The sequence below is a fragment of the Buttiauxella izardii genome (assembly GCF_003601925.1).
In the GTDB taxonomy this organism is placed as follows: domain Bacteria; phylum Pseudomonadota; class Gammaproteobacteria; order Enterobacterales; family Enterobacteriaceae; genus Buttiauxella; species Buttiauxella izardii.
Genome location: NZ_QZWH01000039.1, coordinates 38,718 through 61,317, shown reverse-complemented (window position 1 = coordinate 61,317; position 22,600 = coordinate 38,718). Strand labels below are relative to the sequence as shown.

The window sequence follows — 22,600 nt, the reverse complement described above, 5'->3', positions numbered from 1 at the left end:
TGTTGATCCGAAACGTTTCGGATGCCAACCAAAACGTTTCGGTAATGTGATCGTGATTATAAAATCAGTGAAATTTAGGCTGGAGGGTTAACGGTGACGCCTGGCGTAAATTCTGGTTGCCAAAGCACCTGCAATGATTCGACAGGCTGGCCGGAAATCAGGCCAAGTACCATGCTGGAAATTTGTTTCCCAACACCTTCTCGCGTCGATTGAATTACGGCGGCAACATCCGTTTCCACAATGCTATCTACTGGCAAACCGTCGTACACCACTAGCGACACGCGTTTTTCACCTGTCAGTAATCCCATGTGCTGCAATGCCATGGCAGCACCGTCGCCATGCGAGTTGCAGTCTGTGATTATCGCTGTGGGCGGCGAGGGTAACGCCATCAGTTCCTGCACTGCTTTATAGCCCGCGCGGCGAGTTGGCGGCACGGCACGCAGGTAATCAGTGGAGAGTTGATGTTTGCTAAGAGCCTCCAGATAACCGCTTCGCCTCTGAGTGATAAACGCCTGATAGTTGTTCTCGCCCAGCAGTGCGATTCGCTCATGGCCCAGGGAAATCAGATGATTAGTGGCACTAAATGTGCCAGCGAAGTTATCAAAATCGAACCAGGCGTAAGGTTGAGAAAGCTGACTGCGGCCCAGTGCTAAGAACGGGAATCCGGCAGATTGAAGCTGTTGCAAACGTGGGTCATTATCGAGCGTGTGAGCGACAATCAGCGCATCGACGCGACGCCCCTGCACCATGCGCATAAAGCCGTGCTGATCGGCATTATCATCATCGGCGATCAGCAGCAAATCCACTTCATACTGCGCAAGTTCGCGGCTAATTTCTCCGACCATGTCCATAAAAACACTATTGTTTAACGGCACCGGATGAATGGGAAAAACCAGTCCCACGGCGTCAATTTTGCCCATCTTCAAACGGCGAGCAAACGTGTTGGGGCGGTAACCACGGCGCTGCGCTTCTGCTTCAACACGCGCTTTTGTCTCTTGTGATACATCGTCATAACCGTTCAGCGCGCGGCTGACGGTCGTAACAGAAAGTCCAAGTTGTTTGGCGATGGCTTTAAGCGACATAAAAATCCGTGTCTGGTGAGTAAGTGGCGGAACCAAAAGCTAGTTTCCCGCAACAATGTGTACCCGTCCACAGAATAACGTGATTAAGAGTCGCAAATATGTCACCAGGCCTGTGACATATCCGCTGTTATTTACCACGGTTTAACTTTCTACAATAACGCTCTGAATCTTCGACGGAGCGAACTCATGTCTTTCCTTAATACGGACGCTGTAAACCTGAATATGGCTGGCAACAGTGCCTATTCAGTGCTGAAAAACCTTGCCGCAATGGCGGAAAGCCTCGGTTATATCACTGGCAAACAAGCCTTTATGCAAACCCTCTTGCTGCGTGAGCAAAACCACTCCACCGGTTTTGGCTCAGGGGTTGCGGTGCCACACGGCAAAAGTGCGGCGGTAGTAAAACCCTTTGTTTTGTTCGCCAGAAGTTTACGGGATATTGACTGGAAAGCGATGGATGGCGAAGGAGTTAACTGCTGGATTTGTATCGGAATTCCCGAACAGGGTGGCGACGATCAGGTGAACGTGATTTCCACACTGTGTCGCAAAATCATTCATCAAGATTTTATCGAACAGCTTAAAACCGCAAACGCGCAGGATGTCGTCGCGCTACTCAATCAGACCCTCTCCTGACCGTTCTGAGGAACACGCTATGAAACTTGTCGCTATCACCAACTGCCCGGCGGGCATCGCCCACACCTACATGGTGGCCGAGGCGCTGGAACAAAAAGCTCGCTCGTTGGGTTACAGCATCAAAGTCGAAACGCAAGGCGCCAACGGGGTGGAAAATCGCCTGCTGGATAACGAAATTGCCGCCGCCGATTATGTAATTCTCGCCATTGGCCGTGGGCTAAACGAAGAAGACCGCGCGCGCTTTGCCGGGAAAAAAGTCTACGAATTACCGATCTCGCAAGCGCTCAAAAATATAAACCAGATATTTGAACAGTTACCGACACATTCAAAACTTTTCGCGGCAGATGGCGGCGTGAAGTTGGGTAATCAGGAAGTGAAGCAGGGTAGTGTGATGAGCCACCTGATGGCGGGTGTCTCGGCAGCGCTGCCGTTCGTGATTGGCGGCGGTATTTTAGTAGCCATCGCCAATATGCTGGTGCAATTTGGCCTACCGTATCAGGACATGAGCAAAGGCGCGCCGTCGTTTAGCTGGGTTATCGAGTCCATCGGCTACCTTGGCTTCAAATTTATGATCCCGATAATGGGCGCATACATCGCCTGGTCAATCAGCGACAAACCCGCGTTTGCCCCGGCGTTTATCGTCTGTTATCTGGCAAACGACAAAGGCTTGCTCGGCACGCAATCCGGCGCGGGATTTTTGGGCGCGGTGGTACTCGGGCTGGCGATTGGCTACTTCGTGCGGTACTTCCGCAAGGTCAAACTCGGCAAGGCGCTACAGCCGCTGCTGGGTTCGATGCTGATTCCGTTCGTCACACTTTTCGTTTTTGGCGTGCTGACTTATTACGTCGTCGGGCCATTTATGGCGAGCATTATGGACGGCTTATTGCACTTCCTGAACACCATTCCACCGTCGATGAAACTGGGGGCTGCGTTCCTGGTTGGCGCGATGCTGGCGTTTGATATGGGCGGGCCAATCAACAAAACCGCGTGGTTCTTCTGCTTCTCTTTGCTCGAAAAACACATCTATGACTGGTACGCGATTGTCGGCGTGGTGGCGTTAATGCCGCCGATGGCTGCTGGAATTGCGACCTTTATCGCACCGAAACTCTTTACCCAGCAGGAAAAAGACGCTGCAGGCAGCGCCATTGTGGTGGGTGCAACTGTTGCCACTGAACCCGCGATTCCCTACGCGTTGGCAGCGCCATTGCCAATGATCACCGCCAATACACTGAGCGGCGGGATTACGGGCATGTTGGTGATTGCGTTCGGTATTCAGCGTTTAGCGCCGGGCCTTGGCGTATTTGACCCGTTGATAGGCTTGATGTCGCCGGTGGTTCCGTTTTATGCGGTGCTGGCAGCGGGGCTTGCGCTGAACATCACACTTATTATCGTGCTGAAGGGGGCGTGGCTAAAACACATCGCCCGTAAACTCGCTGCAAAACAGGATGTTGCTCATGAACTTTGAATTGCTGAAAACCCTTTCTGATGCCAGCGCGGTAAGCGGTGATGAGCAGGAAGTGCGCCAGATTCTGGCCAACCAACTGCGCCCGCATGCCGATGAAATCACCTTCGACGGATTGGGCAGTTTTATCGCTCGCAAAGGGAATAAGGGTCCAAAAGTGGCGATCGTCGGCCATATGGATGAAGTCGGTTTTATGGTGAAGCACGTCAGCGAACAGGGGTTTATCTGGTTCGACACTATTGGCTCGTGGTGGAACCAGTCGATGCTCAACCACCGAGTGACGATAAGAACGCGAACAGGTGAAAAAATCCCCGGCCTGATTGGCTCTGTCGCCCCTCACGCGCTGAGCGAAAAGCAAAAACAGCAGCCGATGGCGCACGACGAAATGTTTATTGATATCGGAGCCAGCAGCCGCGAAGAGGTTGTATCGCGCGGCATCGCTATCGGTGACTTTATTAACCCGGAGGCGAATTTTGCCCGCTGGGGCGAGGACAAAATCACCGCCAAAGCGCTGGATAATCGGGCCGGTTGCGCATTAATGGCGGAGTTATTTGAGAGTGTGAATAACTCTGAAATCACACTTTACGGCATCGCCACCGTGGAAGAAGAGGTCGGGCTGCGAGGGGCACAAACAGCGGCAGAAACGGTGAAGCCAGATGTGGTAATTGTGCTCGATACCGCCGTGGCAGGGGATATTCCCGGCATCGACCCAATCAAGTTCCCGCTCAAACTCGGCCACGGCCCGGCGGTAATGTTGTTTGATAAGCGTTATTTCCCTAACCAAAAGCTAGTCGCGGCGCTGAAACAAAGCAGCGAAGCCGCAGGAGCGCCTGTGCAGTTCTGCACAATGAAGACCGGAGCCACAGACGGCGGGCGTTTCAACGTGATGGGCGGTGGTCGCCCGGTGGTGTCAATTTGCCTGCCGACGCGCTATCTGCACGCCAATAGTTCGATGATTTCAAAGCAGGATTATGAGGCGGCTTTTTGTGTGATAAAGCATCTTCTGGGGAATATGAATGCGGAATTCATTGATGAGCTAAATACATATATTTAAAGATAATTATGGGTTTGCGTGAGTTCTGGAATGCACCTCGCAAACCCATTTTTTTACCCTTGCCATCGCTCCGCTAAATCGCAAAAGTGGCCACGTTTTCATTAAAAGAGTACGCCATCAATGCTTAGTGAACGTCAGTTGTGCCTGCTCGAAAAACTGGAGAATCAGAATCTCGCAATGAAGGAACTGGCGCGCGGGTTGAACGTCTCCAGCCGCACCGTGTTGCGCGATATCGACTATCTGAATTTTACGCTCAGCGATGCCGCACGTATCAGCACCAATGGCAGTGGCTATCAACTGGAAATTTTCGACAGAGGCCGTTATTTCCAGCAATTACAACGTCATGACAATGACGATAAAATGCTCTTTGTGCTGCTGACCAATATCTACACCACGCGTTTACAACTGGCGGAGTGGCTCAATTTGCCGGAGAAAATCGTTAATGATCAACTGGCTCGCCTGAAGTTGCGTTACGAGCGTTGGTTTACCATTACCAGCAGACCCAACTCCGGGCATTTTGTGGATGAAACGCGGCGTAAAAAACTGATCATTCTGGCAAACCTGATCAAAAAAGATCCGCGGATGGCCTGCGCGAATCTCAACCTTGAAAGCCATGTGTTTCAGGTTTTGCAACAGCAACTTGAAAGCATCGGCGACAGCCCAGAATACAGTGCAACACTGCTGCTGGCGGTTTATGCACTACGAAATCAACAACCTGATGCAGCATGTGGCGCAGATAGCGAAACTTTCCGCGCCGTTTATGATGCCGCGGGACTCTACCTTTCCAACGCGTCATTGCAGGAGGCTGATGAACTGTTTAACCAACTGCGCCAGAGTGCCGCGCAAGTATCAGCAAAAACGATCGGTGAGTTGACGCGGGAATTATTGATAAACCATGGTTTGGGCGAGCTCGACCCGCAATTGCTGGATGATTTAACCGCTCATATTGCGCGGTGTGCGGCAAGACCATTGTGGTTACAGGAAAGTCGCCAGGGTTCGATGAACAACCTGAAAGCAGCATGGCCAATGGCATTTGATCTCAGTATTGGGCTGATAAACCGTATACGGCAACGGCTCAACATTGAGATTTACGACAGTGATTTGATTGGCCTTTATTTCGCTTGTGCGCTGGAACGTAACCAGGGCGATAAACACACCATAATTCTGCTTGCTGAGCAAAACGCCATCGCCACGATTAATCAGCAGGCTATCGAGCGTGAACTGCATCATTGCCGGGTTGTGATCACCCGCCAGCCTGCGGAACTGTTCGCGATATGCGAGGAAATTACCCCAGCTTTGATTATCAATAACAGCCATTTCCCGCTGGAAACATGTGCGGTTGAAACGCTGATTATCAAAAATATTATTAACCCGGCGGGTATCAATCTGGTGAAAGAGAAACTGGAATATTCGCTGATAAAACAAAAGCTCCCGCTATTTATTCCTGAGGAACTGAGCTTTGTTTATGCCAACTCTCCGGGAGACAACTGGCTGTCGGTCATTAAAGACATTTGTGCCAGGTTAGTGAAGCGCGGGTTATTACATAAAGATGACGCGAACAGCGTCTATCGACGTGAAACGGAAGGGGAAAACCTGGTCGTAAACCGCATTGCAATCCCCCATTGCTGGAGTGAATCGAGCAGCCAGTTTCGTGGCTTTTTTGTCTGCCTGAAACACCCAGTGGTCGTTAACAACGAATCGGTTTCCCATTTATTGCTGGCCTGCACGAGCACCGCATTACGCCAGGAGTTAAAGATTTTCAGCTATTTAGCCAGTTCGTTAAATCGCTACGATGCGCAGAAGATTGAACGCATTGAGAATTATCAGCAGTTTATGGAGTTGCTCTGCGGATGAATCTCGCTAGCGCAACCGTTGCGGATGCGTATAAACCGTTGCGCGCCCTGGTTTGCTAAAGCCAACCAGCGTCAAATTGCACCGCTGGGCTACTTCTACCGCAAGCGTCGTCGCCGCAGAAACGGCAAACAGAATTTCGACACCGCATTGCGCCGATTTTTGCACCATTTCATAGCTGGCGCGGCTTGAGACTAAAACTGCACCGTTGTGCCAGGCCTCGCGGGCGCGTACCCCGAGCAGTTTATCCAGCGCCACATGGCGACCGATATCTTCTTTGCCATCCAGAATCTTGCCGTTTTCGTTAAGCCAGAGCGCGGCGTGAGTACAACCGGTGAGTTGCCCGACAGGCTGGAACTCGCGCATCTGATTTAAGGCGGCATCAAGATTGTTTAAATCGAAGGTTTGCGTAAATGGCAGTGGAGTTATCGGGCGGCCAATATCGTTGAGTTGTTCAACGCCACATACACCACAACCGGTGCGGCCGGCCAACGAACGGCGGCGCTCTTTCAGCCCCATAAAGCGGCGGCTGGAAAGCTCGATTTGAACCTCTAAGCCGTTACAGGCTTGTGAAACATCAATACCGTAAATGTCTGCGGGAGATTCAATTATTCCTTCCGATAAGGAAAACCCGAGCGCAAAAAGCTCCAGATCTTTAGGTGAAGCCATCATCACGACATGAGAAATTCCGTTGTAGACCAGCGCTACCGGGACTTCTTCTGCGAGCCAGTCTTCTTTCGCCTGCTGTAAATCGTGGCGCTGCCATAGCTCTATCGACCGCGCACCAGTGACGGTGTTCACAAATTTGTTCTGATTTGGGCTGGAATTGTTCACTTTGTCTTAACCTGATTGGAACAGCCTTAATTCTAATGTGGTATTCTGGAAACACTACCCCTATAGGATTAGGGGGTATTTCCAGTTCGCGTTTGATTGTGAACCTTCATCGGTCAAACCGCAAAAAATTACACTTATAAAACTTGTGAAAAATGTCGATTAAAGGAGCATCCATGCAAGTCAGCAGAAGACAGTTCTTTAAGATCTGTGCTGGCGGTATGGCAGGGACTACAGCAGCGGCACTGGGCTTTGCCCCGGGCGTTGCACTGGCGGAAACACGGCAGTACAAATTATTGCGTACCCGTGAAACCCGTAACACCTGCACATACTGTTCCGTCGGTTGCGGGCTATTGATGTATAGCCTCGGTGATGGCGCGAAAAATGCCAAAGCATCTATTTTCCATATAGAAGGTGATCCGGACCATCCGGTAAACCGGGGTGCACTTTGCCCGAAAGGGGCAGGACTTGTGGATTTCATCCACAGTGAAAGCCGTCTTAAATTCCCTTCATACCGCGCACCAGGCTCGGATAAATGGGAACAAATCAGTTGGGAATCGGCATTTGACCGTATCGCCAAACTGATGAAAGAAGACCGCGACGCCAACTTTATTGCGCAGAACGAACAGGGAACGACGGTCAACCGTTGGCTCTCCACCGGCATGTTGTGTGCATCAGCTTCCAGTAATGAAACCGGTTATTTAACCCAGAAATTTTCCCGCGCCCTCGGCATGTTAGCCGTGGATAACCAGGCGCGTGTCTGACACGGACCAACGGTAGCAAGTCTTGCTCCAACATTTGGTCGCGGTGCGATGACCAACCACTGGGTTGATATCAAGAACGCCGATCTCGTTATAGTTATGGGTGGCAACGCCGCAGAAGCGCATCCCGTCGGGTTCCGCTGGGCGATGGAAGCCAAAATCCACAACGGCGCGAAGCTGATTGTTATTGATCCGCGCTTTACGCGTACCGCTTCGGTGGCGGATTTCTATACCCCAATTCGCTCTGGCTCAGACATCGCTTTCCTGTCTGGCGTGCTGCTGTACCTGATAAACAACAATAAATACAACCGCGAATACGTTGAGGCTTACACCAACGCCAATCTGATTGTGCGTGAGGATTACAGCTTTGAAGATGGCCTGTTCTCGGGCTACGACGCGGAAAAGCGTAAATACGACAAAACCACCTGGAACTATGAGCTGGACGAAAAAGGCTTCGCCAAACGCGACCTGACGCTGACTCACCCACGTTGCGTTTGGAACCTGCTCAAAGAGCACGTTTCTCGCTACACGCCAGAAGTGGTTTCCAATATTTGCGGCACCCCGAAAGATGATTTCATTAAAGTTTGTGAATACATCGCCGCAACCAGCGTAAAAGACAAAACGGCGTCGTTCTTGTACGCGCTGGGCTGGACGCAACACTCCGTGGGCGCGCAGAACATTCGCACCATGGCGATGATTCAGTTGCTGCTCGGCAATATGGGAATGGCAGGCGGCGGCGTGAACGCCCTGCGCGGCCACTCCAATATTCAAGGGCTAACTGACCTCGGTTTGCTGTCACAAAGCTTGCCGGGTTATATGACCCTGCCAAACGAAAAACAAGCCGATCTCCAGACTTATCTTGCCGCCAACACGCCAAAACCGCTGTTGGAAGGACAGGTCAACTACTGGGGTAACTACCCGAAATTCTTCGTTTCGATGATGAAAGCCTTCTTTGGCGACAAAGCTACAGCGGAAAATAGCTGGGGTTATGACTGGTTGCCGAAGTGGGACAAGGGCTACGACGTCCTGCAATATTTCGAGATGATGAACCAGGGCAAAGTGAACGGCTACATCTGCCAGGGCTTCAACCCGGTGGCATCGTTCCCGAACAAAAACAAAGTCATTGCGTCACTGTCGAAGCTGAAATTCCTCGTGACCATTGACCCGCTGAACACCGAAACGGCTAACTTCTGGCAAAATCACGGCGAGTTTAACGATGTCGACCCGTCGAAAATCCAGACCGAAGTGTTCCGCTTGCCTTCAACCTGCTTTGCCGAAGAAAACGGTTCTATCGTTAACTCTGGCCGCTGGTTGCAGTGGCACTGGAAAGGTGCGGATGCCCCAGGGGAAGCGCTGAACGACGGCGAAATTCTCTCCGGTATTTTCACTCGCCTGCGCCATATGTACCTGCGTGAGGGCGGTGCGCTGCCTGAGCAAGTGCTGAACATGAGCTGGAATTACCTGACGCCAGACAATCCTGCGCCAGAAGAAGTGGCAATGGAGAGCAACGGTAAAGCGCTGGCGGATGTTCTCGACCCGGCTACCGGTGCAGTTCTGGTGAAAAAAGGCCAACAGATCAGTTCGTTTGCTCAGTTGCGTGACGACGGCACCACTTCAAGCGGTTGCTGGATTTTCGCCGGTAGCTGGACGCCAGACGGCAACCAGATGGCGCGTCGTGATAACGCCGATCCGTCAGGTTTGGGTAACACGCTGGGTTGGGCCTGGGCATGGCCGCTCAACCGCCGCATTCTGTATAACCGCGCATCTGCTGATCCAGCGGGTAAACCGTGGGACGAAAAACGCCGCCTGATTTCCTGGGATGGCGCGAAGTGGAGCGGTGCGGATATCGCCGACTACAGCACTGCCGCACCAGGCACTGACGTTGGGCCGTTTATCATGCAGCCGGAAGGTTTAGGGCGTCTGTTCGCTATCGATAAGATGGCAGAAGGACCGTTCCCGGAACACTACGAGCCGTTTGAAACACCGCTTGGCACCAACCCGTTGCACCCGAACGTGGTTTCTAACCCGGCGGCGCGCGTGTTCAAAGGTGACCTGGAAGCGATGGGCAAGCACGACAAGTTCCCGTATGTCGGCACCACGTATCGCCTGACCGAGCATTTCCACTACTGGACTAAACACGCGGTATTGAACGCCATCGCGCAGCCAGAGCAGTTTATCGAGATTGGCGAGAAGCTCGCGAATTCCCTCGGTATTGGGCACGGCGACACGGTGAAAGTCTCCTCCAACCGTGGCTTTATCAAAGCCAAAGCGGTGGTGACCAAGCGTATTCGCCAGCTCGACGTGAACGGCCAGAAAGTTGATACCATCGGTATTCCGATTCACTGGGGTTATGAGGGCGTGGCGAAGAAAGGCTTTATCGCCAACACTCTGACGCCATTTGTCGGGGATGCCAACACGCAAACGCCTGAATTTAAAGCGTTCCTGGTCAATGTGGAAAAGGTGTAACGGAGACGAATTATGGCTTATCAATCTCAGGACATCATCCGTCGTTCCGCCACTAACGGACTCACACCCGCGCCGCAAGCGCGGGATCATCAGCAAGAGGTCGCGAAACTTATCGACGTCACCACCTGCATCGGCTGCAAAGCCTGCCAGGTGGCGTGTTCAGAGTGGAACGACCTGCGTGATGAAATCGGCAGCAACGTCGGGGTTTACGACAACCCGGCGGACTTAACCGCGAAATCGTGGACGGTGATGCGCTTCTCGGAAGTGGAGCAAAACGACAAACTGGAATGGTTAATCCGCAAAGATGGCTGTATGCACTGCGCGGATCCGGGCTGCCTGAAAGCCTGCCCGGCAGAAGGTGCCATCATTCAGTACGCCAACGGCATTGTCGATTTCCAGTCTGAACAGTGCATCGGCTGCGGTTACTGCATCGCCGGTTGCCCGTTCGACGTGCCGCGCCTGAACCCGGAAGACAACCGCGTCTACAAATGCACCTTGTGTGTAGACCGTGTGACCGTCGGCCAGGAGCCAGCCTGCGTGAAAACTTGCCCAACTGGCGCGATTCATTTTGGCTCGAAAGAGTCGATGAAAGTGCTGGCAGGGGAGCGCGTGGCAGAGCTGAAAACGCGCGGTTATGACAACGCCGGATTATATAACCCGGAAGGCGTTGGCGGCACACACGTTATGTACGTGCTGCATCATGCGGACAAGCCGACGTTGTATCACGGCCTGCCGGAGAACCCGTCCATCAGCCCAACCGTGAAATTCTGGAAAGGTGTCTGGAAGCCGCTCGCCGCTATTGGCTTTGCTGCAACCTTTGCCGCCAGCGTGTTCCACTATGTGGGGGTCGGCCCGAACCGTGCCGAAGAAGAAGACGACAACTTGCACCATGAAGACGACGAGGTGCGCAAACCATGAAAAAACAAGTGACCATTCAGCGTTACAGCGCGCCTGAGCGCATCAACCATTGGATCACCGCCTTCTGCTTCGTGCTGGCGGCGGTAAGCGGATTAGGTTTCTTCTTCCCATCCTTTAACTGGCTGATGCACATTCTTGGCACGCCGCAGCTGGCGCGCATCCTGCACCCGTTCGTCGGTGTGGTGATGTTTGCCTCGTTTATCATCATGTTTTTCCGTTACTGGCACCACAATCTAATCAATCGAGATGATATCTTTTGGGCGAAGAATATTCGTAAGATCGTCGTCAACGAGGAAGTGGGTGATACCGGGCGATATAACTTCGGCCAGAAATGCGTGTTCTGGGCGGCGATTATCTTCCTGGTGTTGTTGCTGGTGAGCGGCGTGATTATCTGGCGTCCTTACTTCGCTCCTGCTTTCTCAATCCCGGTGATTCGCGTAGCCCTGATGGTGCATTCATTTGCCGCAGTGGCCTTGATTGTGGTTATTATGGTCCACATCTACGCAGCCCTTTGGGTGAAAGGCACGATTACCGCGATGGTGGAAGGCTGGGTGACAACATCCTGGGCGAAGAAACACCATCCGAAATGGTATCGTGAAGTTCGCCAGAAACAGGAAAAACGACAGGAATGAGTATTCGCATAGTCCCGCAAGATCAGCTGGATAAGGGCGACAAACGTGCGGCGGAGATGATTCCGCCGTTACTGTTCCCTCGGCTGAAAAATCTCTATAACCGCCGCGCAGAACGCCTGCTCGAACTGGCGTCTGACAATCCTTTGGGTGATTTTCTGCGCTTTGCCGCGTTGATTGCCCATGCTCAGGAAGTGGTGCTGTACGACCATCCGCTTGAAATGGATTTAACGGCGCTAATTCAGAAATCTTCTGAAACCGGCAAGCCGCCGTTGGATATCCACGTTTTACCGCGTGATCCGCACTGGCAGCGCCTGCTTAATTCGTTGATTGCTGAGCTGAAACCAGAGATGAGCGGCCAGGCGCTGGCGGTTATCGAAAATCTGGAAAAGGCCTCGACGCAAGAATTGGAAGAGATGGCGACCGCGCTGTTTAACGCTGATTTTGCGCTGGTTTCGAGCGACAAAGCCCCGTTCATCTGGGCTGCGTTGTCGCTTTACTGGGCGCAAATGGCCAGCCTGATCCCAGGGCGTGCGAAAGCCGAATACGGCGAACAGCGCCAGTTCTGCCCGGTTTGCGGTTCTATGCCGGTATCCAGCATCGTGCAAATTGGCGGCACCAGCGGCCTGCGTTATCTGCACTGCAACCTGTGCGAAACCGAGTGGCATGTGGTGCGCGTGAAATGCAGCAACTGCGAGCAAACCCGCGATTTGAACTACTGGTCGCTGGAAAGCGAGCAGTCAGCGATTAAAGCGGAAAGCTGCGGCGACTGCGGCACTTACCTGAAGATTCTCTATCAGGAAAAAGACGCCAAAGTGGAAGCCGTGGCCGACGATTTAGCCACGCTGGTGCTTGACGCGCGCATGGAGCAAGAAGGCTTTGCCCGCAGCAGCATTAATCCTTTCCTGTTCCCAGGGGAAGGCGAGTAACAAGTTCCCAGGGCGGAGAGCTTTGGCTTATCCGCCCTGGTCATCACGCAGGATCACTGTATGTCCCTCGAACCCGCAATTGCCGGGCTGGTTGATGAGTTCATCGACTCAGGCCGTCCTTCTTCACGCCAACAAACTTTTGCCGAACGCCGAGCCGGGTATATCGCCAGCACTGTTTTAGCGGGTGAAACTGAAACCCGAGTCGACGTGAAAGACGTCTGTCTTAATGGCTGCACGTTACGCATATTTTCCCCACTCAATGCGACCGGACCGCTACCCGCAGTGATCTACTATCACGGTGGTTGCTTTGTTAGCGGTGGGTTTGAAACCCATGACAATCAGTTACGCCAGCTTTGCTATTACAGTGGTTGCCGGGTGATTGCCGTTCAGTATCGTTTGGCACCAGAGCACACTTATCCGGCAGCGCATGACGATGCTGAGTGTGCGGCGAACGCTATCTGGAAATCGGCTGATCAACTGGAAGTGAATCGTGAACGAATTACGCTCGCGGGAGACAGCGCCGGTGGACACATTGCCCTGGTCACCGCCCTGCGCCTGAAAAGTGCGGGAAACTGGTTGCCTGCACGGCTGATGCTGATTTACCCGATGCTGGACGCTACGGCGGAATCTGTCAGCTATCAGGAAAATGGCTACGACTACATCATTACCCGCGATACGCTGCTTTCAGGTTATGAAGCCTACATGCCCGATCTTGACTCAATGGATGATGAAGCCAGCCCATTATTTCGTGAAGATTTTGCAGGTTTGCCATCGGTACATATCATCACCGCTGAATATGACCCACTTCGCAATGAAGGCGAGGTTCTGCATGAGTGCCTGATGGATCAAGGCGTTGAGTCCACCTGCCAGCGCTACCTCGGCGTGATCCACGGCTTTTTCCAACTGGGTGGAATCAGCCAGGCGGCCCGCGATGCTATGCGTGATGTTGCGTGGCGGGTAGGGCGGTAGAGTTCAGTTGCAATCAGCCAGTAAACCCTGGCTGGTTATATAATGCGGCCAATCAGTCCTTCTTAATCATCTCAACGATTTGGTCGTTGTTAATCTGGCGTTCATTGCCTTGCTCATCCGTGTAGCGAGTCATACCCGTGTCTTTATCCACTTCCGGCTTTCCTTGCGCCACGATCATATCGCCCGTTTTGGTGGACATCACATAGTCGCTTGAGCAAGCGGTAACGGAGAGCGCAACGCCGCTTAATAGCAAAACTGCCATCAATTTTTTCATGTTGGAACATCCCTTTTAAAATAGAAAGGGAGTGTAACCGGTGGGCTTAAGTCATATTGTTAAGGTGTATTACGAAGGGTTTTAGCGGGTGAATACTGTGGTCAAGTTTTAGCTTTCTCCACCATGTTACACTCACCCTGATCCGCATTTATGGCGAGCCGTCTTAACCGTAAACTTAGGAAGTCAGATTGGGCATTTCTAAAAGACAGCTGAGTTCTTTAGTTAATTATCGAATCTCTCAATAGGTACATATGTTTGCGATAACCGATCTGCTTGATATTCAAACTCTCTCTGAATCTGCGGAACTTGAATTTAAGCTGGCACAGGGAGTTGATGGAAAAGGAAAGCTACCTGACGATTTCTGGCGCACATATAGCGCTATGGCAAATGCCAGAGGCGGTTACGTGGTCCTGGGAGTCAAAGAGAAAAAAGGTCGGTTTACTACTGAAGGAATCAGCGATGTTGCAACGGTAACAAAGCAACTTTTCGATATTGCGAACAATAAGAAGAAAGTTAACGTCAACCTGCTCACCGATAATTCAGTTCAGAGCGTAACTCTGGATAACAAAACTATTCTTGTCATAGAAGTCCCTGCTGCCAGGCGTGAACAAAAACCAATTTATCTTAATAATCAGCCTATGTCAGAAGCGTATATACGCCGCCATGAGGGAGATTGCCACTGTTCTGAAGAACAAATAAAAAGAATGATGGCAGAACAGGTTGAAGATAGTCGTGATGATAAAATCCTTCCTGGTTTTGATTTCAACGATATTGATCAGGACAGTTTGCGCGCTTACCGAAATTTATTCACCGCTGCAAAGCCGCAACATCCATGGCTAGAAATGGATATTTTTGATTTATTTAAAAATATAGGTGGTTGGCGTAAAGACCGGCAAAGTGGAGTTGAAGGTTTAACCCTTGCAGGCATCCTGATGTTTGGAACATGGAATGCCATTCAAGATGCTGTTCCAAACTATTTTGTTGATTATCGCGAACGTGATGAGGCCCAATCAGATGCTCGTTGGATAGACAGGATTTATCCCGATGGCTCTTGGTCTGGAAATATTTTTGATTTTTATCGCCGTACATACCGCAAGCTCATCACCGACCTGAAAGTTCCTTTTGAATTACAAGATGGTATCCGCCTTGATGAGACCAGAGCGCATGAAGCCATACGTGAGGCACTTGTAAATACACTGGTTCATGCTGATTACACAGGCAGAAGCTCAATCTTAATTATCAAAAGACCCGACTTATTTGGTTTTCGTAACCCAGGTCTTATGAGAGTACCGCCGGAAATTGCCATTAAAGGTGGAGAAAGTGATTGTCGTAATCGCCGAATGCATCAGATGTTTTTGATGATTGGCGCAGGGGAGCGTGCAGGTTCTGGGATCCCCAAAATAATGAGTGGGTGGAAGTGGGCTAACTGGCGCACACCCAAGCTGTATGAGAAAACAGAACCGTCTGAACAAACATTGCTGGAACTGTCGACGGTGAGTTTAATTCCTCGAGAAGTTACTGAGCTTCTTGATGCATTATTTGGTGAAACTTTTCATCAGCTTGATGATTTTGAAAAAATGATTGTTGTCACCGCAGCCATAGAGGGTTGGGTTAATCATGAGAGAGCATGCCAGTTGACCAGCAAACATTCTCGCGATGTAACCTTAACACTTCCAAAATTGGTGGATAAAGGGTTCCTTGTATCCAGTGGAGAGAAACGAGATAAATCATATAGTTTACCAGGAATGGAGCCGCCTTCTCCGGAGGATGTCTTTGCTAATGCGTTAAGTGGAGTTAAGAACTTAACGCATAACGAGCCCAACTTAACGCATAGCGACCCAAGCTTAACGCATAGTGAACACAACTTAGTGGATGGGAATCAGGGGCGGGATGAAAATGGCCGCTTTATCCATGAGTTACTTGATAAACCGTTTATTGATGATCTGGAAGTATTGAGTGTCGAGTTTCGGGAATATCTTCAAGATAAGACTGCGCCATCCAGAGAACATCGCCGCCTGGATACTGAAGTCATGAAAGAACTCCTCACCGATTTATGCAATGGACATTACTTATCCGTATCTGTAATGGAAATACTATTGGGGCGTAAGGCGCAAAGTATTCGTCAGAACTACTTAAAGCCGATGGTGGATGCAAAACAGCTGAAACTAGCATTCCCTAATAAACCCAATTCCCCTAAACAGGGCTATACGTTGAATTAGTAAGATTTGGGAGCCATAAAACAAAAAAGCCCGCATGAACTCACCATGCGGGCTTTTAACTTTTCGGATTTTGCCAACGTCGTCGCGAGGCTTAAGAACTCAAATGAGCCTGTTTTCTACGCGCGATATCTATATACAAAATGCTGGCGGCAAAGGATAAACAGGAGCCGATAATCAGGACAAGAAGATAGGAAGTGACATAGCTATATTCTTTTTCCAGATGGGCGAGCTGCTCTGATATCAGGTCAATGTTATCAATAGTGTAGTTTTTACAAGCATATAGCCCATACCAAAAAGCGCTGAAGGCTATCATGCAGGTGTAACAGAACCAGGTGAGTTTTTTATCTATGTACTCCAGATAAAATTTTGGGTCTGAATAGGCTACTTTGAGAAGCCCAAAAAAACAGCCAAAGTAGATGCCAATCAACCACTTCAACACATCCCAGTTCATAAAAACCTCTTCGATTACTGCCTGCTTCATCAGGCATTAAAAAAGGGCTACGCATCACGTAACCCCTTGTTTTGTCTTGTTTGCGCCCGGTAAGTTTTTGTGGCGGGAACAATATCCGCACAGTATGTCACATGCCGCATCGACAAAGAAGTCCGTAGAGATTGTGCGGCAGGGGGATGTCGGGTGGATAAGCGATTGTGTCATCCACCATTTTGTCGGGTGACGCTGCGCTTACCCGACCTACGTAAACCAGGTGAATACCTGGAAACGTTTCGCCGCTGAACAATACCGGTCAAACTCCGCGCCGTTTTTTCGTTTGTTTTTTGTCCATGAAATCCATTCATCATACAAATGATGCATTTCATACCGAAATAAAGGCATTTCATTCCGCTTTAATGGCACTTCATTCCTTTTCTGATCCCTTGCAATAAATGGGGAATAGAGTGGGCGCAATTTAGTTACTACCACTTAAGGTTCATTCGATGAAAAGTAAATCGGGTTCTCAAAAGGTCTATCCGGCACATACTCGCTGGCTAACCTTTGTTGGAACACTGCTCGCTCAGTTCGCACTCGGCTCCGTCTACACCTGGTCTTTATTCAATGCTCCGTTTGCTTCGAAACTGCATTCGACGATTCCCAATGTCGCGTTCACGTTCGGTATTCTCTGCCTGGGTCTGGCAATTGCCTCCTCCTTCGCGGGTAAACTTCAGGATAAATTTGGTGTTAAAACCGTCACTATTGCTTCGGCTATTCTGTTGCTTATTGGCCTGACCGCAACGGGCTTCTCATCGAATCTGATGGTGTTGTGGATAACTGGCGGTGTATTGGTGGGTATCGCTGATGGTGCAGGCTATCTTCTGACACTGACAAACTGTGTACGCTGGTTCCCTGAACGCAAAGGGCTTATCTCTGCTTTCTCTATCGGCTGCTATGGCCTGGGTTCACTGGCATTCAAATTCATTAACGTTGATCTGCTAACTCATTTCCTGCTGTCTTCCGCAATGATGTGGTGGGGTGTGATCGCCGCGATTATCTGTATCGTTGGCGCATTGCTGATGACGGATGCCCCACATCAGAACGTGAAAGTTTCTGGTGGTGAAATTCAGAAGGATTACACCCTGGCTGAAGCGATGCGTAAACCGCAATACTGGTTGCTGGCTCTGATGTTCACTACTGCCATGATGGGAGGGTTGTATGTGGTTGGTGTGGCAAAAGACATCGCACAATCTATGGTGCATCTGGATGCCATTACAGCCGCCAATGCGGTAACCGTGGTTGCGGTGGCTAACCTGCTGGGCCGCCTGGTGATGGGCATTATGTCTGATAAAGTCAGCACTATCCGCGTTGTTACTTTTGGTCAGATTGTTTGTCTCGTCGGGATGGTAATGCTTAATTTCGCCCACCTGCACGAAGTCTCTTTCTTCTTCGCTCTGGCATGTGTGGCGTTTAATTTCGGCGGTCACCTGACCACATATCCTTCCCTGGTCTCCGAATTTTTTGGTTTGAATAACGTGACCAAAAACTACGGTGTTATCTACCTGGGTTTTGGTATTGGTTCCTTCCTCGGCTCGGTTATCGCTTCGATGTTTGGCGGTTTCCAGGCAACTTTCTGGGTTATCTTTGTGCTGCTTATCGTCTCTATCGTGTTTTCACTTACGGTGCGTCGCCCGGCTTCAACTGCAAAGGTTTAAGCCATTTTGATATCAATGGTGTTTAGTCGCCTGGTTAATTAACAAAAAATCCGGAAATGATTAATATTTCCGGATTTTTTATGGTTACTTAAAACAAAGCGGGTAGGGGAAACTCATCAGAAAGAAATACGCTTGTAATCCTGATACTCAGGTTTCCAGAATATCTTCTCTAATTTTTCTTCTAATTCATAAATTCCCATTCTTGTCGCAACGCCATCCTCAGCACCTGCAAGCGCAACGGCAATGGCAATTTTTTTAGATATTTCATGAATCTTTGTAAGCTCAGGTAATAATGCTCCATGCGGGTCTTTGAGCATAGGCGATGATTGTGCAAGGATTTTACTGGCTGCCAGGAACATACTTTCGGTTACGCGTTTCGCATTGGAGAGTAAAACACCCAACCCAAGGCCCGGGAAGATATAAGAGTTATTGCATTGAGAAATGATGTGCTTATTACCATTGTAGATTACCGGCGCGAATGGACTACCTGTAGCTATGATCGCGTTACCTTCGGTCCATTCGATAATGTCGGCAGGTTCAGCTTCGACGCGTGACGTTGGATTCGACAACGGGAAAATAATCGGCGTGGAAGTGCAAGAATGCATCGATTTGATAACTTCTTCCGTAAAAAGTCCAGGCACACCAGATACCCCAATCAATATCGAAGGTCGAATGCAATTAACCAGTGCCGCAATATTTTTGCCATCAGGCGAAAATGTTAAGCTTTCTCTTGCATGAGCCAGTCGATACTGGAAATCGGTTAATGCCGGAGTGTCTTTTAATACCAGCCCATCTTTATCGACAAGAAATATATGACTTCTGGCGACTTCCTCATCAATACCATCAGCCTTAAGTGCTGATACAATGAGCTCGGCAATGCCACAACCCGCAGATCCAGCCCCAACGAACATAATACGTTGTTCGGAAAGTGATATTTTATTGCGCAGACAGGCCGCGAGAATAGAGCCTAATGCTACAGACGCTGTTCCCTGAATATCATCATTAAAGCAACATAATTTGTCCTGATATTCTTTCAACAATGGAGTGGCATGCTGTAATGCGAAATCCTCAAACTGCAATAATACACCAGGCCAACGGCGCTCAATTGCCGACACGAAAATATCAATGAACTCAAAGTATTCCGCATCAGAAATTCGAGCATGGCGTGCTCCCATATACAATGGATTGCTTAGCAGTTCGTTATTATTAGTCCCGACATCGAGCATTACGGGTAAACACTGATGTGGATCTATACCGCCGCATGCCGTGTATAAAGACAATTTCCCTATAGGAATACCCATCCCACCAATGCCCTGGTCGCCTAACCCGAGAATTCTCTCACCATCTGTAACCACAATAATTTTGATATCATCGCTAAGAACATTTCGAAGAATGCTTTCAATATTGTCCCGATCCTCCCAGGCAATAAATACTCCTCGGTTTTTACGCCAGATTTCCGAAAAATGCTGGCAGGCATAACCAACCGTTGGTGTATAAATTAACGGCAGCGAAGATTCGATATCAGAAGTAATGTAATGATAAAAAAGCACCTCATTTGTATCTTGCAGGTTACGCAAAAAAATATGCTTGTCTTCGTCAGTGATGAAATTATTTAGCTGGAAGCGGATCCGGTCACTTTGTTCATCTATAGTTTCAACAATAGTTGGGATAAGTCCATGTAAATTAAATTCATTACGCTCACTGTTACTAAATGCGCTTCCCTTATTAAAGGTTGTATTGCTAAGCAGGGATTGCCCGGAAAGATGGGTGTATCGCATTTGACTCTCACTTTGTTAAATAATTGACTGTCTGAATTTGTAGAGATATATATTCCTAATTATTTTCTTATGCAAATGTGCTAAATCAGTAGCCAGAATCCATATTCAAAAAGGCTATATGCTTTAAGCGTCAGATGTGTGATTAAGAATAATAAAAACAAAAATGCAACCTTGGTAATTCTCAATAAATTTATCTGAAACATTCAGGTGCACAAAAGAAACATAATGAAGACAGGTGTGTTGTTTTAAAGTGAAGTGCAACAAAATATAACAGAAAGGTTGATGTTGGTTTAACTAACAACATCAACCCCCCTTTTCTGTCGACTACCCTTTTATCAGTCCTGATAAGATTTAGTTTTTGATGTTAATTTGTACAGGCAAGCCTGCGCGCATTGCCAATGCTTTATCCACAACGTCATGTTGCACCTGTTTATCCCCTAAGACGGATTCAATTTTCTGAGACAGGTGAAGAGGCGATACGTTTGCCGTATTAAATTCTGCTTCATTTGAAGATAGTGGGTTGTGAACCTCTACATAACGAGATCCATCTGGCTCAACAGTGGCTTTCACCGGTTCGTTAATCAATTCAACGCGAGTACCGACCGGGACTTCATTAAAGAGTTTTTTCAAGTCATCAGCCCTTAAACGAACACAACCGTGGCTGACTCTCAGGCCAATTCCAAAATTTGCGTTTGTGCCATGAATAGCAAAAAGATTACCGATATACATCGCATATAAACCCATCGGGTTTTCTGGCCCAGGAGGAACAACCGCCGGCAATATTTGGCCTTCTGCAGCAAACTCAGCCCTTTCATTAGGCGTAGGTGTCCAGGTTGGGCCTGCTTTTTTGCCTTGCACCCTCGTCACCCAATGATCAGGTGTATCGTGGCCCACCTGGCCTATACCCACCGGGAAAATTTCCACTACATTCTTGCCTTGTGGGTAATAGTAAAGCCGCATTTCAGCAGTATTAATGATGATTCCCTCATGTACCGTATCAGGCAGAATCACTTGCAGAGGGAATGTGACAACGCTTCCCGATTGCGGCAACCAGGGGTCTATACCTGGATTCGCTTCCAGCATATTGCTTAAACCCACATGGTACTTAACTGCAAAGTTTTCCAGCGGCTGCTTGTTGTGGGAGGGGATTTGCTCAATAGCATTTTGCCCAACCAAACGACCGCCGTCAGAAGGGAGAGTGAATGTTGAGGAGAATGAAGAGTGTGAGGCCAGGAGTCCAATGACCAGGAGAAAGGGTGTACGGAATTTCATGATGAACCATTTGTATGATGAATTGATGTGATATTACTCTCAATATAATCATCGCTCCATATTCGTATTAATTTACGTAGGAGTTAAATGGTATGAGATTACATTTCTCTTGCAATGTTTTGTCTTTTATATGGGCGCCGCGCTACATCCGGATAACAAGGAAACATTCTTGAAACATATTATTAGATAGATTGGTTCGTTGCTTGGTTTATTAATGTACTGTTTTTATCTATTTCCAGAGTAGCGCAATGTCTATTTTTACCTATTGCAAGAAATGTATTTAAAATTTTGAAGGGCGTATGCTTAATATTCAGGACGAACTCCTGCCCTAATGCCTTTTAATTTTACAAAATTATCAGTCATTACTCTTGCCGCACTCTATCTGTATTGCGAGGATGTTATCTATATGTTTAAAAAACTCTCTTTTCACATTATCCCGGTACAAATTTTCCTGGGTATATTTTGGTTTAAAAATGGGTTCATTGATAAGGTTTGCGGTATTTTCAATGGTCTCGTGTCGCCTGAGACGGCTTACCATGGGGATACCTGGGCAGGTTGGAAGGAGTACATCGTTGGAACCTGGGATAAGAGTCAGGTTGCTCATGTTGCATTAAGTCCGCTATTTGATGCGCTTTTCCCTGTTTTGATTATTCTTCAGTGCCTTCCTTTCATCTTCATTATTGTTTCTATTCTGAAGCTGGAATTCCTGACAGATGCTAATGCCCGTCCGTGGCTAATGAAAAGTGCTGTGGCGTCACTATTCGTGACCAGTGTGATGTTGTTTAGCCAGACACTGTCCGGCGCAAGCGATGGTGAATATCTCTGGCATCTTCTGGCTGCAGGAATGGTTCTAATAATGTATATCAAAAATATTAATACCATTATTGGAAGAGCATAAGATGGTGGGGCGGTAAATGGGGGGATATTAAACTCTCATTATTGATACCGTTGTTGTACTCACCGGCAATGCGCATTCTCGATATCATCTGAGACACAACGAAGTAAAAATCCGCCTTCATAGAAGGCGGTATTGCTTTGGCGCCTATAGTGTGGGAGTCCACAAAAGAGAGTCTATTTTATACCCTCATATGTATCTTGATGCTGGAAGAGTTCCGTTGACTAACTATGGTAGGAAATGTCAGTAAGTACTTTGTTTTTATGGGGATTGTTGACTACAGAAGAGTTGGGGAGAGCTTAACTGGCGGAAGATCACAGGAGTTGAACCTGCCCGGCACCGCTGGCGGCACCAACTGGATTTGAAGTCCAGCCGCCTCACCGGAGACGACGATCTTCCTGGCCTCGATTGCTACATGGAGGCGGTGCGCAGTATACC

At 49.1% G+C, this 22,600-nt stretch carries 18 protein-coding genes and 1 tRNA gene; 12 read left to right on the top strand and 7 right to left on the bottom strand.

All coding sequences use genetic code 11. The features are described 5' to 3' along the window. Positions 1-74: 74 nt before the first annotated feature. Positions 75-1,082: a substrate-binding domain-containing protein gene (locus D6029_RS16605; protein WP_120065857.1), complete on the bottom strand. Its 1,008-nt coding sequence runs from the start codon at positions 1,080-1,082 to the stop codon at positions 75-77. A gap of 186 nt (positions 1,083-1,268) precedes the next feature. On the opposite strand from D6029_RS16605, the gene D6029_RS16600 reads away from it, so the two are divergent. From D6029_RS16600 to D6029_RS16585, 4 genes are all read left to right on the top strand, one after another. Next, positions 1,269-1,712 (top strand): PTS fructose transporter subunit IIA, encoded by a 444-nt coding sequence (locus D6029_RS16600; protein ID WP_120065856.1) that lies wholly within the window; start codon positions 1,269-1,271, stop codon positions 1,710-1,712. 19 nt (positions 1,713-1,731) lie between these two features. Next, positions 1,732-3,177: a PTS fructose-like transporter subunit IIBC gene (locus tag D6029_RS16595; protein ID WP_418230271.1), complete on the top strand. Its 1,446-nt coding sequence runs from the start codon at positions 1,732-1,734 to the stop codon at positions 3,175-3,177. Then, the gene (locus tag D6029_RS16590) at positions 3,167-4,228 is read left to right on the top strand and encodes an aminopeptidase (protein ID WP_120065854.1); all 1,062 of its coding nucleotides are present in this window, start codon (positions 3,167-3,169) and stop codon (positions 4,226-4,228) included. The genes D6029_RS16595 and D6029_RS16590 overlap by 11 nt, the downstream gene beginning before the upstream one ends. A gap of 120 nt (positions 4,229-4,348) precedes the next feature. Beyond that, positions 4,349-6,082: a putative frv operon regulatory protein gene (locus D6029_RS16585; protein ID WP_120065853.1), complete on the top strand. Its 1,734-nt coding sequence runs from the start codon at positions 4,349-4,351 to the stop codon at positions 6,080-6,082. A 6-nt stretch (positions 6,083-6,088) separates the two neighbouring features. On the opposite strand, the gene fdhD is transcribed toward D6029_RS16585, so the two are convergent. Then, a complete protein-coding gene (gene fdhD / locus D6029_RS16580) occupies positions 6,089-6,913 on the bottom strand; it encodes a formate dehydrogenase accessory sulfurtransferase FdhD (RefSeq protein ID WP_120065852.1) in 825 nt (274 codons plus the stop codon). 173 nt (positions 6,914-7,086) lie between these two features. Here fdhD and fdnG point away from each other — a divergent pair, with 173 nt between their 5' ends. From fdnG to D6029_RS16555, 5 genes are read left to right on the top strand one after another with little or no spacing between them, the layout of a single operon-like run. Further along, entirely contained in the window at positions 7,087-10,137 is a 3,051-nt protein-coding gene (fdnG, locus tag D6029_RS16575; protein WP_120065851.1) for a formate dehydrogenase-N subunit alpha, read from the top strand. Between the two features lie 12 nt (positions 10,138-10,149). Beyond that, positions 10,150-11,055, top strand: coding sequence for a formate dehydrogenase subunit beta (gene fdxH / locus D6029_RS16570; RefSeq protein WP_120065850.1), 906 nt, complete (start codon positions 10,150-10,152; stop codon positions 11,053-11,055). Then, positions 11,052-11,687, top strand: coding sequence for a formate dehydrogenase cytochrome b556 subunit (gene fdoI / locus D6029_RS16565; protein WP_064514398.1), 636 nt, complete (start codon positions 11,052-11,054; stop codon positions 11,685-11,687). Before fdxH ends, fdoI begins: the two co-directional genes overlap by 4 nt. Continuing rightward, on the top strand, positions 11,684-12,613 hold the full coding sequence (fdhE, locus tag D6029_RS16560; protein WP_120065849.1) for a formate dehydrogenase accessory protein FdhE: 930 nt from the start codon (positions 11,684-11,686) through the stop codon (positions 12,611-12,613). The genes fdoI and fdhE overlap by 4 nt, the downstream gene beginning before the upstream one ends. A 60-nt stretch (positions 12,614-12,673) precedes the next feature. Then, the gene (locus D6029_RS16555) at positions 12,674-13,582 is read left to right on the top strand and encodes an alpha/beta hydrolase (RefSeq protein ID WP_120065848.1); all 909 of its coding nucleotides are present in this window, start codon (positions 12,674-12,676) and stop codon (positions 13,580-13,582) included. A gap of 52 nt (positions 13,583-13,634) precedes the next feature. Here D6029_RS16555 and D6029_RS16550 read toward each other — a convergent pair whose 3' ends face one another. Beyond that, a complete protein-coding gene (locus D6029_RS16550; RefSeq protein ID WP_120065847.1) occupies positions 13,635-13,856 on the bottom strand; it encodes a YgdI/YgdR family lipoprotein in 222 nt (73 codons plus the stop codon). A gap of 251 nt (positions 13,857-14,107) precedes the next feature. Between D6029_RS16550 and D6029_RS16545 the strand changes: the two genes are divergently transcribed. After that, the gene (locus tag D6029_RS16545; protein ID WP_120065846.1) at positions 14,108-16,075 is read left to right on the top strand and encodes an RNA-binding domain-containing protein; all 1,968 of its coding nucleotides are present in this window, start codon (positions 14,108-14,110) and stop codon (positions 16,073-16,075) included. A 91-nt stretch (positions 16,076-16,166) separates the two neighbouring features. On the opposite strand, the gene D6029_RS16540 is transcribed toward D6029_RS16545, so the two are convergent. Beyond that, on the bottom strand, positions 16,167-16,526 hold the full coding sequence (locus D6029_RS16540; RefSeq protein ID WP_147365243.1) for a hypothetical protein: 360 nt from the start codon (positions 16,524-16,526) through the stop codon (positions 16,167-16,169). A 482-nt stretch (positions 16,527-17,008) separates the two neighbouring features. Between D6029_RS16540 and D6029_RS16535 the strand changes: the two genes are divergently transcribed. Continuing rightward, positions 17,009-18,217, top strand: coding sequence for an MFS transporter (locus D6029_RS16535; RefSeq protein ID WP_120065844.1), 1,209 nt, complete (start codon positions 17,009-17,011; stop codon positions 18,215-18,217). A gap of 116 nt (positions 18,218-18,333) precedes the next feature. Here D6029_RS16535 and D6029_RS16530 read toward each other — a convergent pair whose 3' ends face one another. Both D6029_RS16530 and D6029_RS16525 read right to left on the bottom strand, forming a co-directional pair. After that, positions 18,334-19,995, bottom strand: coding sequence for an NAD-dependent malic enzyme (locus D6029_RS16530; RefSeq protein WP_120065843.1), 1,662 nt, complete (start codon positions 19,993-19,995; stop codon positions 18,334-18,336). 351 nt (positions 19,996-20,346) lie between these two features. Further along, complete coding sequence (locus D6029_RS16525) at positions 20,347-21,267, bottom strand: L,D-transpeptidase family protein (protein WP_120065842.1); 921 nt, start codon at positions 21,265-21,267, stop codon at positions 20,347-20,349. Positions 21,268-21,673: 406 nt separating this feature from the next. On the opposite strand from D6029_RS16525, the gene D6029_RS16520 reads away from it, so the two are divergent. Next, complete coding sequence (locus D6029_RS16520) at positions 21,674-22,165, top strand: hypothetical protein (RefSeq protein WP_120065895.1); 492 nt, start codon at positions 21,674-21,676, stop codon at positions 22,163-22,165. A gap of 301 nt (positions 22,166-22,466) precedes the next feature. On the opposite strand, the gene D6029_RS16515 is transcribed toward D6029_RS16520, so the two are convergent. Next, a tRNA-Sec gene (locus tag D6029_RS16515) sits at positions 22,467-22,561 on the bottom strand. Positions 22,562-22,600: the final 39 nt, after the last annotated feature.

Bases quoted from the DNA above. Each gene is read 5' to 3' on its own strand.
- D6029_RS16600 (WP_120065856.1), top strand. From the start codon at position 1,269: ATGTCTTTCCTTAATACGGACGCTGTAAACCTGAATATGGCTGGCAAC.
- D6029_RS16550 (WP_120065847.1), bottom strand. From the start codon at position 13,856: ATGAAAAAATTGATGGCAGTTTTGCTATTAAGCGGCGTTGCGCTCTCC.
- D6029_RS16590 (WP_120065854.1), top strand. From the start codon at position 3,167: ATGAACTTTGAATTGCTGAAAACCCTTTCTGATGCCAGCGCGGTAAGC.
- D6029_RS16585 (WP_120065853.1), top strand. From the start codon at position 4,349: ATGCTTAGTGAACGTCAGTTGTGCCTGCTCGAAAAACTGGAGAATCAG.
- D6029_RS16605 (WP_120065857.1), bottom strand. From the start codon at position 1,082: ATGTCGCTTAAAGCCATCGCCAAACAACTTGGACTTTCTGTTACGACC.
- D6029_RS16520 (WP_120065895.1), top strand. From the start codon at position 21,674: ATGTTTAAAAAACTCTCTTTTCACATTATCCCGGTACAAATTTTCCTG.
- fdxH (WP_120065850.1), top strand. From the start codon at position 10,150: ATGGCTTATCAATCTCAGGACATCATCCGTCGTTCCGCCACTAACGGA.
- D6029_RS16540 (WP_147365243.1), bottom strand. From the start codon at position 16,526: ATGAACTGGGATGTGTTGAAGTGGTTGATTGGCATCTACTTTGGCTGT.
- D6029_RS16530 (WP_120065843.1), bottom strand. From the start codon at position 19,995: ATGCGATACACCCATCTTTCCGGGCAATCCCTGCTTAGCAATACAACC.
- D6029_RS16525 (WP_120065842.1), bottom strand. From the start codon at position 21,267: ATGAAATTCCGTACACCCTTTCTCCTGGTCATTGGACTCCTGGCCTCA.
- D6029_RS16555 (WP_120065848.1), top strand. From the start codon at position 12,674: ATGTCCCTCGAACCCGCAATTGCCGGGCTGGTTGATGAGTTCATCGAC.
- fdoI (WP_064514398.1), top strand. From the start codon at position 11,052: ATGAAAAAACAAGTGACCATTCAGCGTTACAGCGCGCCTGAGCGCATC.
- D6029_RS16535 (WP_120065844.1), top strand. From the start codon at position 17,009: ATGAAAAGTAAATCGGGTTCTCAAAAGGTCTATCCGGCACATACTCGC.
- D6029_RS16545 (WP_120065846.1), top strand. From the start codon at position 14,108: ATGTTTGCGATAACCGATCTGCTTGATATTCAAACTCTCTCTGAATCT.
- D6029_RS16595 (WP_418230271.1), top strand. From the start codon at position 1,732: ATGAAACTTGTCGCTATCACCAACTGCCCGGCGGGCATCGCCCACACC.
- fdhE (WP_120065849.1), top strand. From the start codon at position 11,684: ATGAGTATTCGCATAGTCCCGCAAGATCAGCTGGATAAGGGCGACAAA.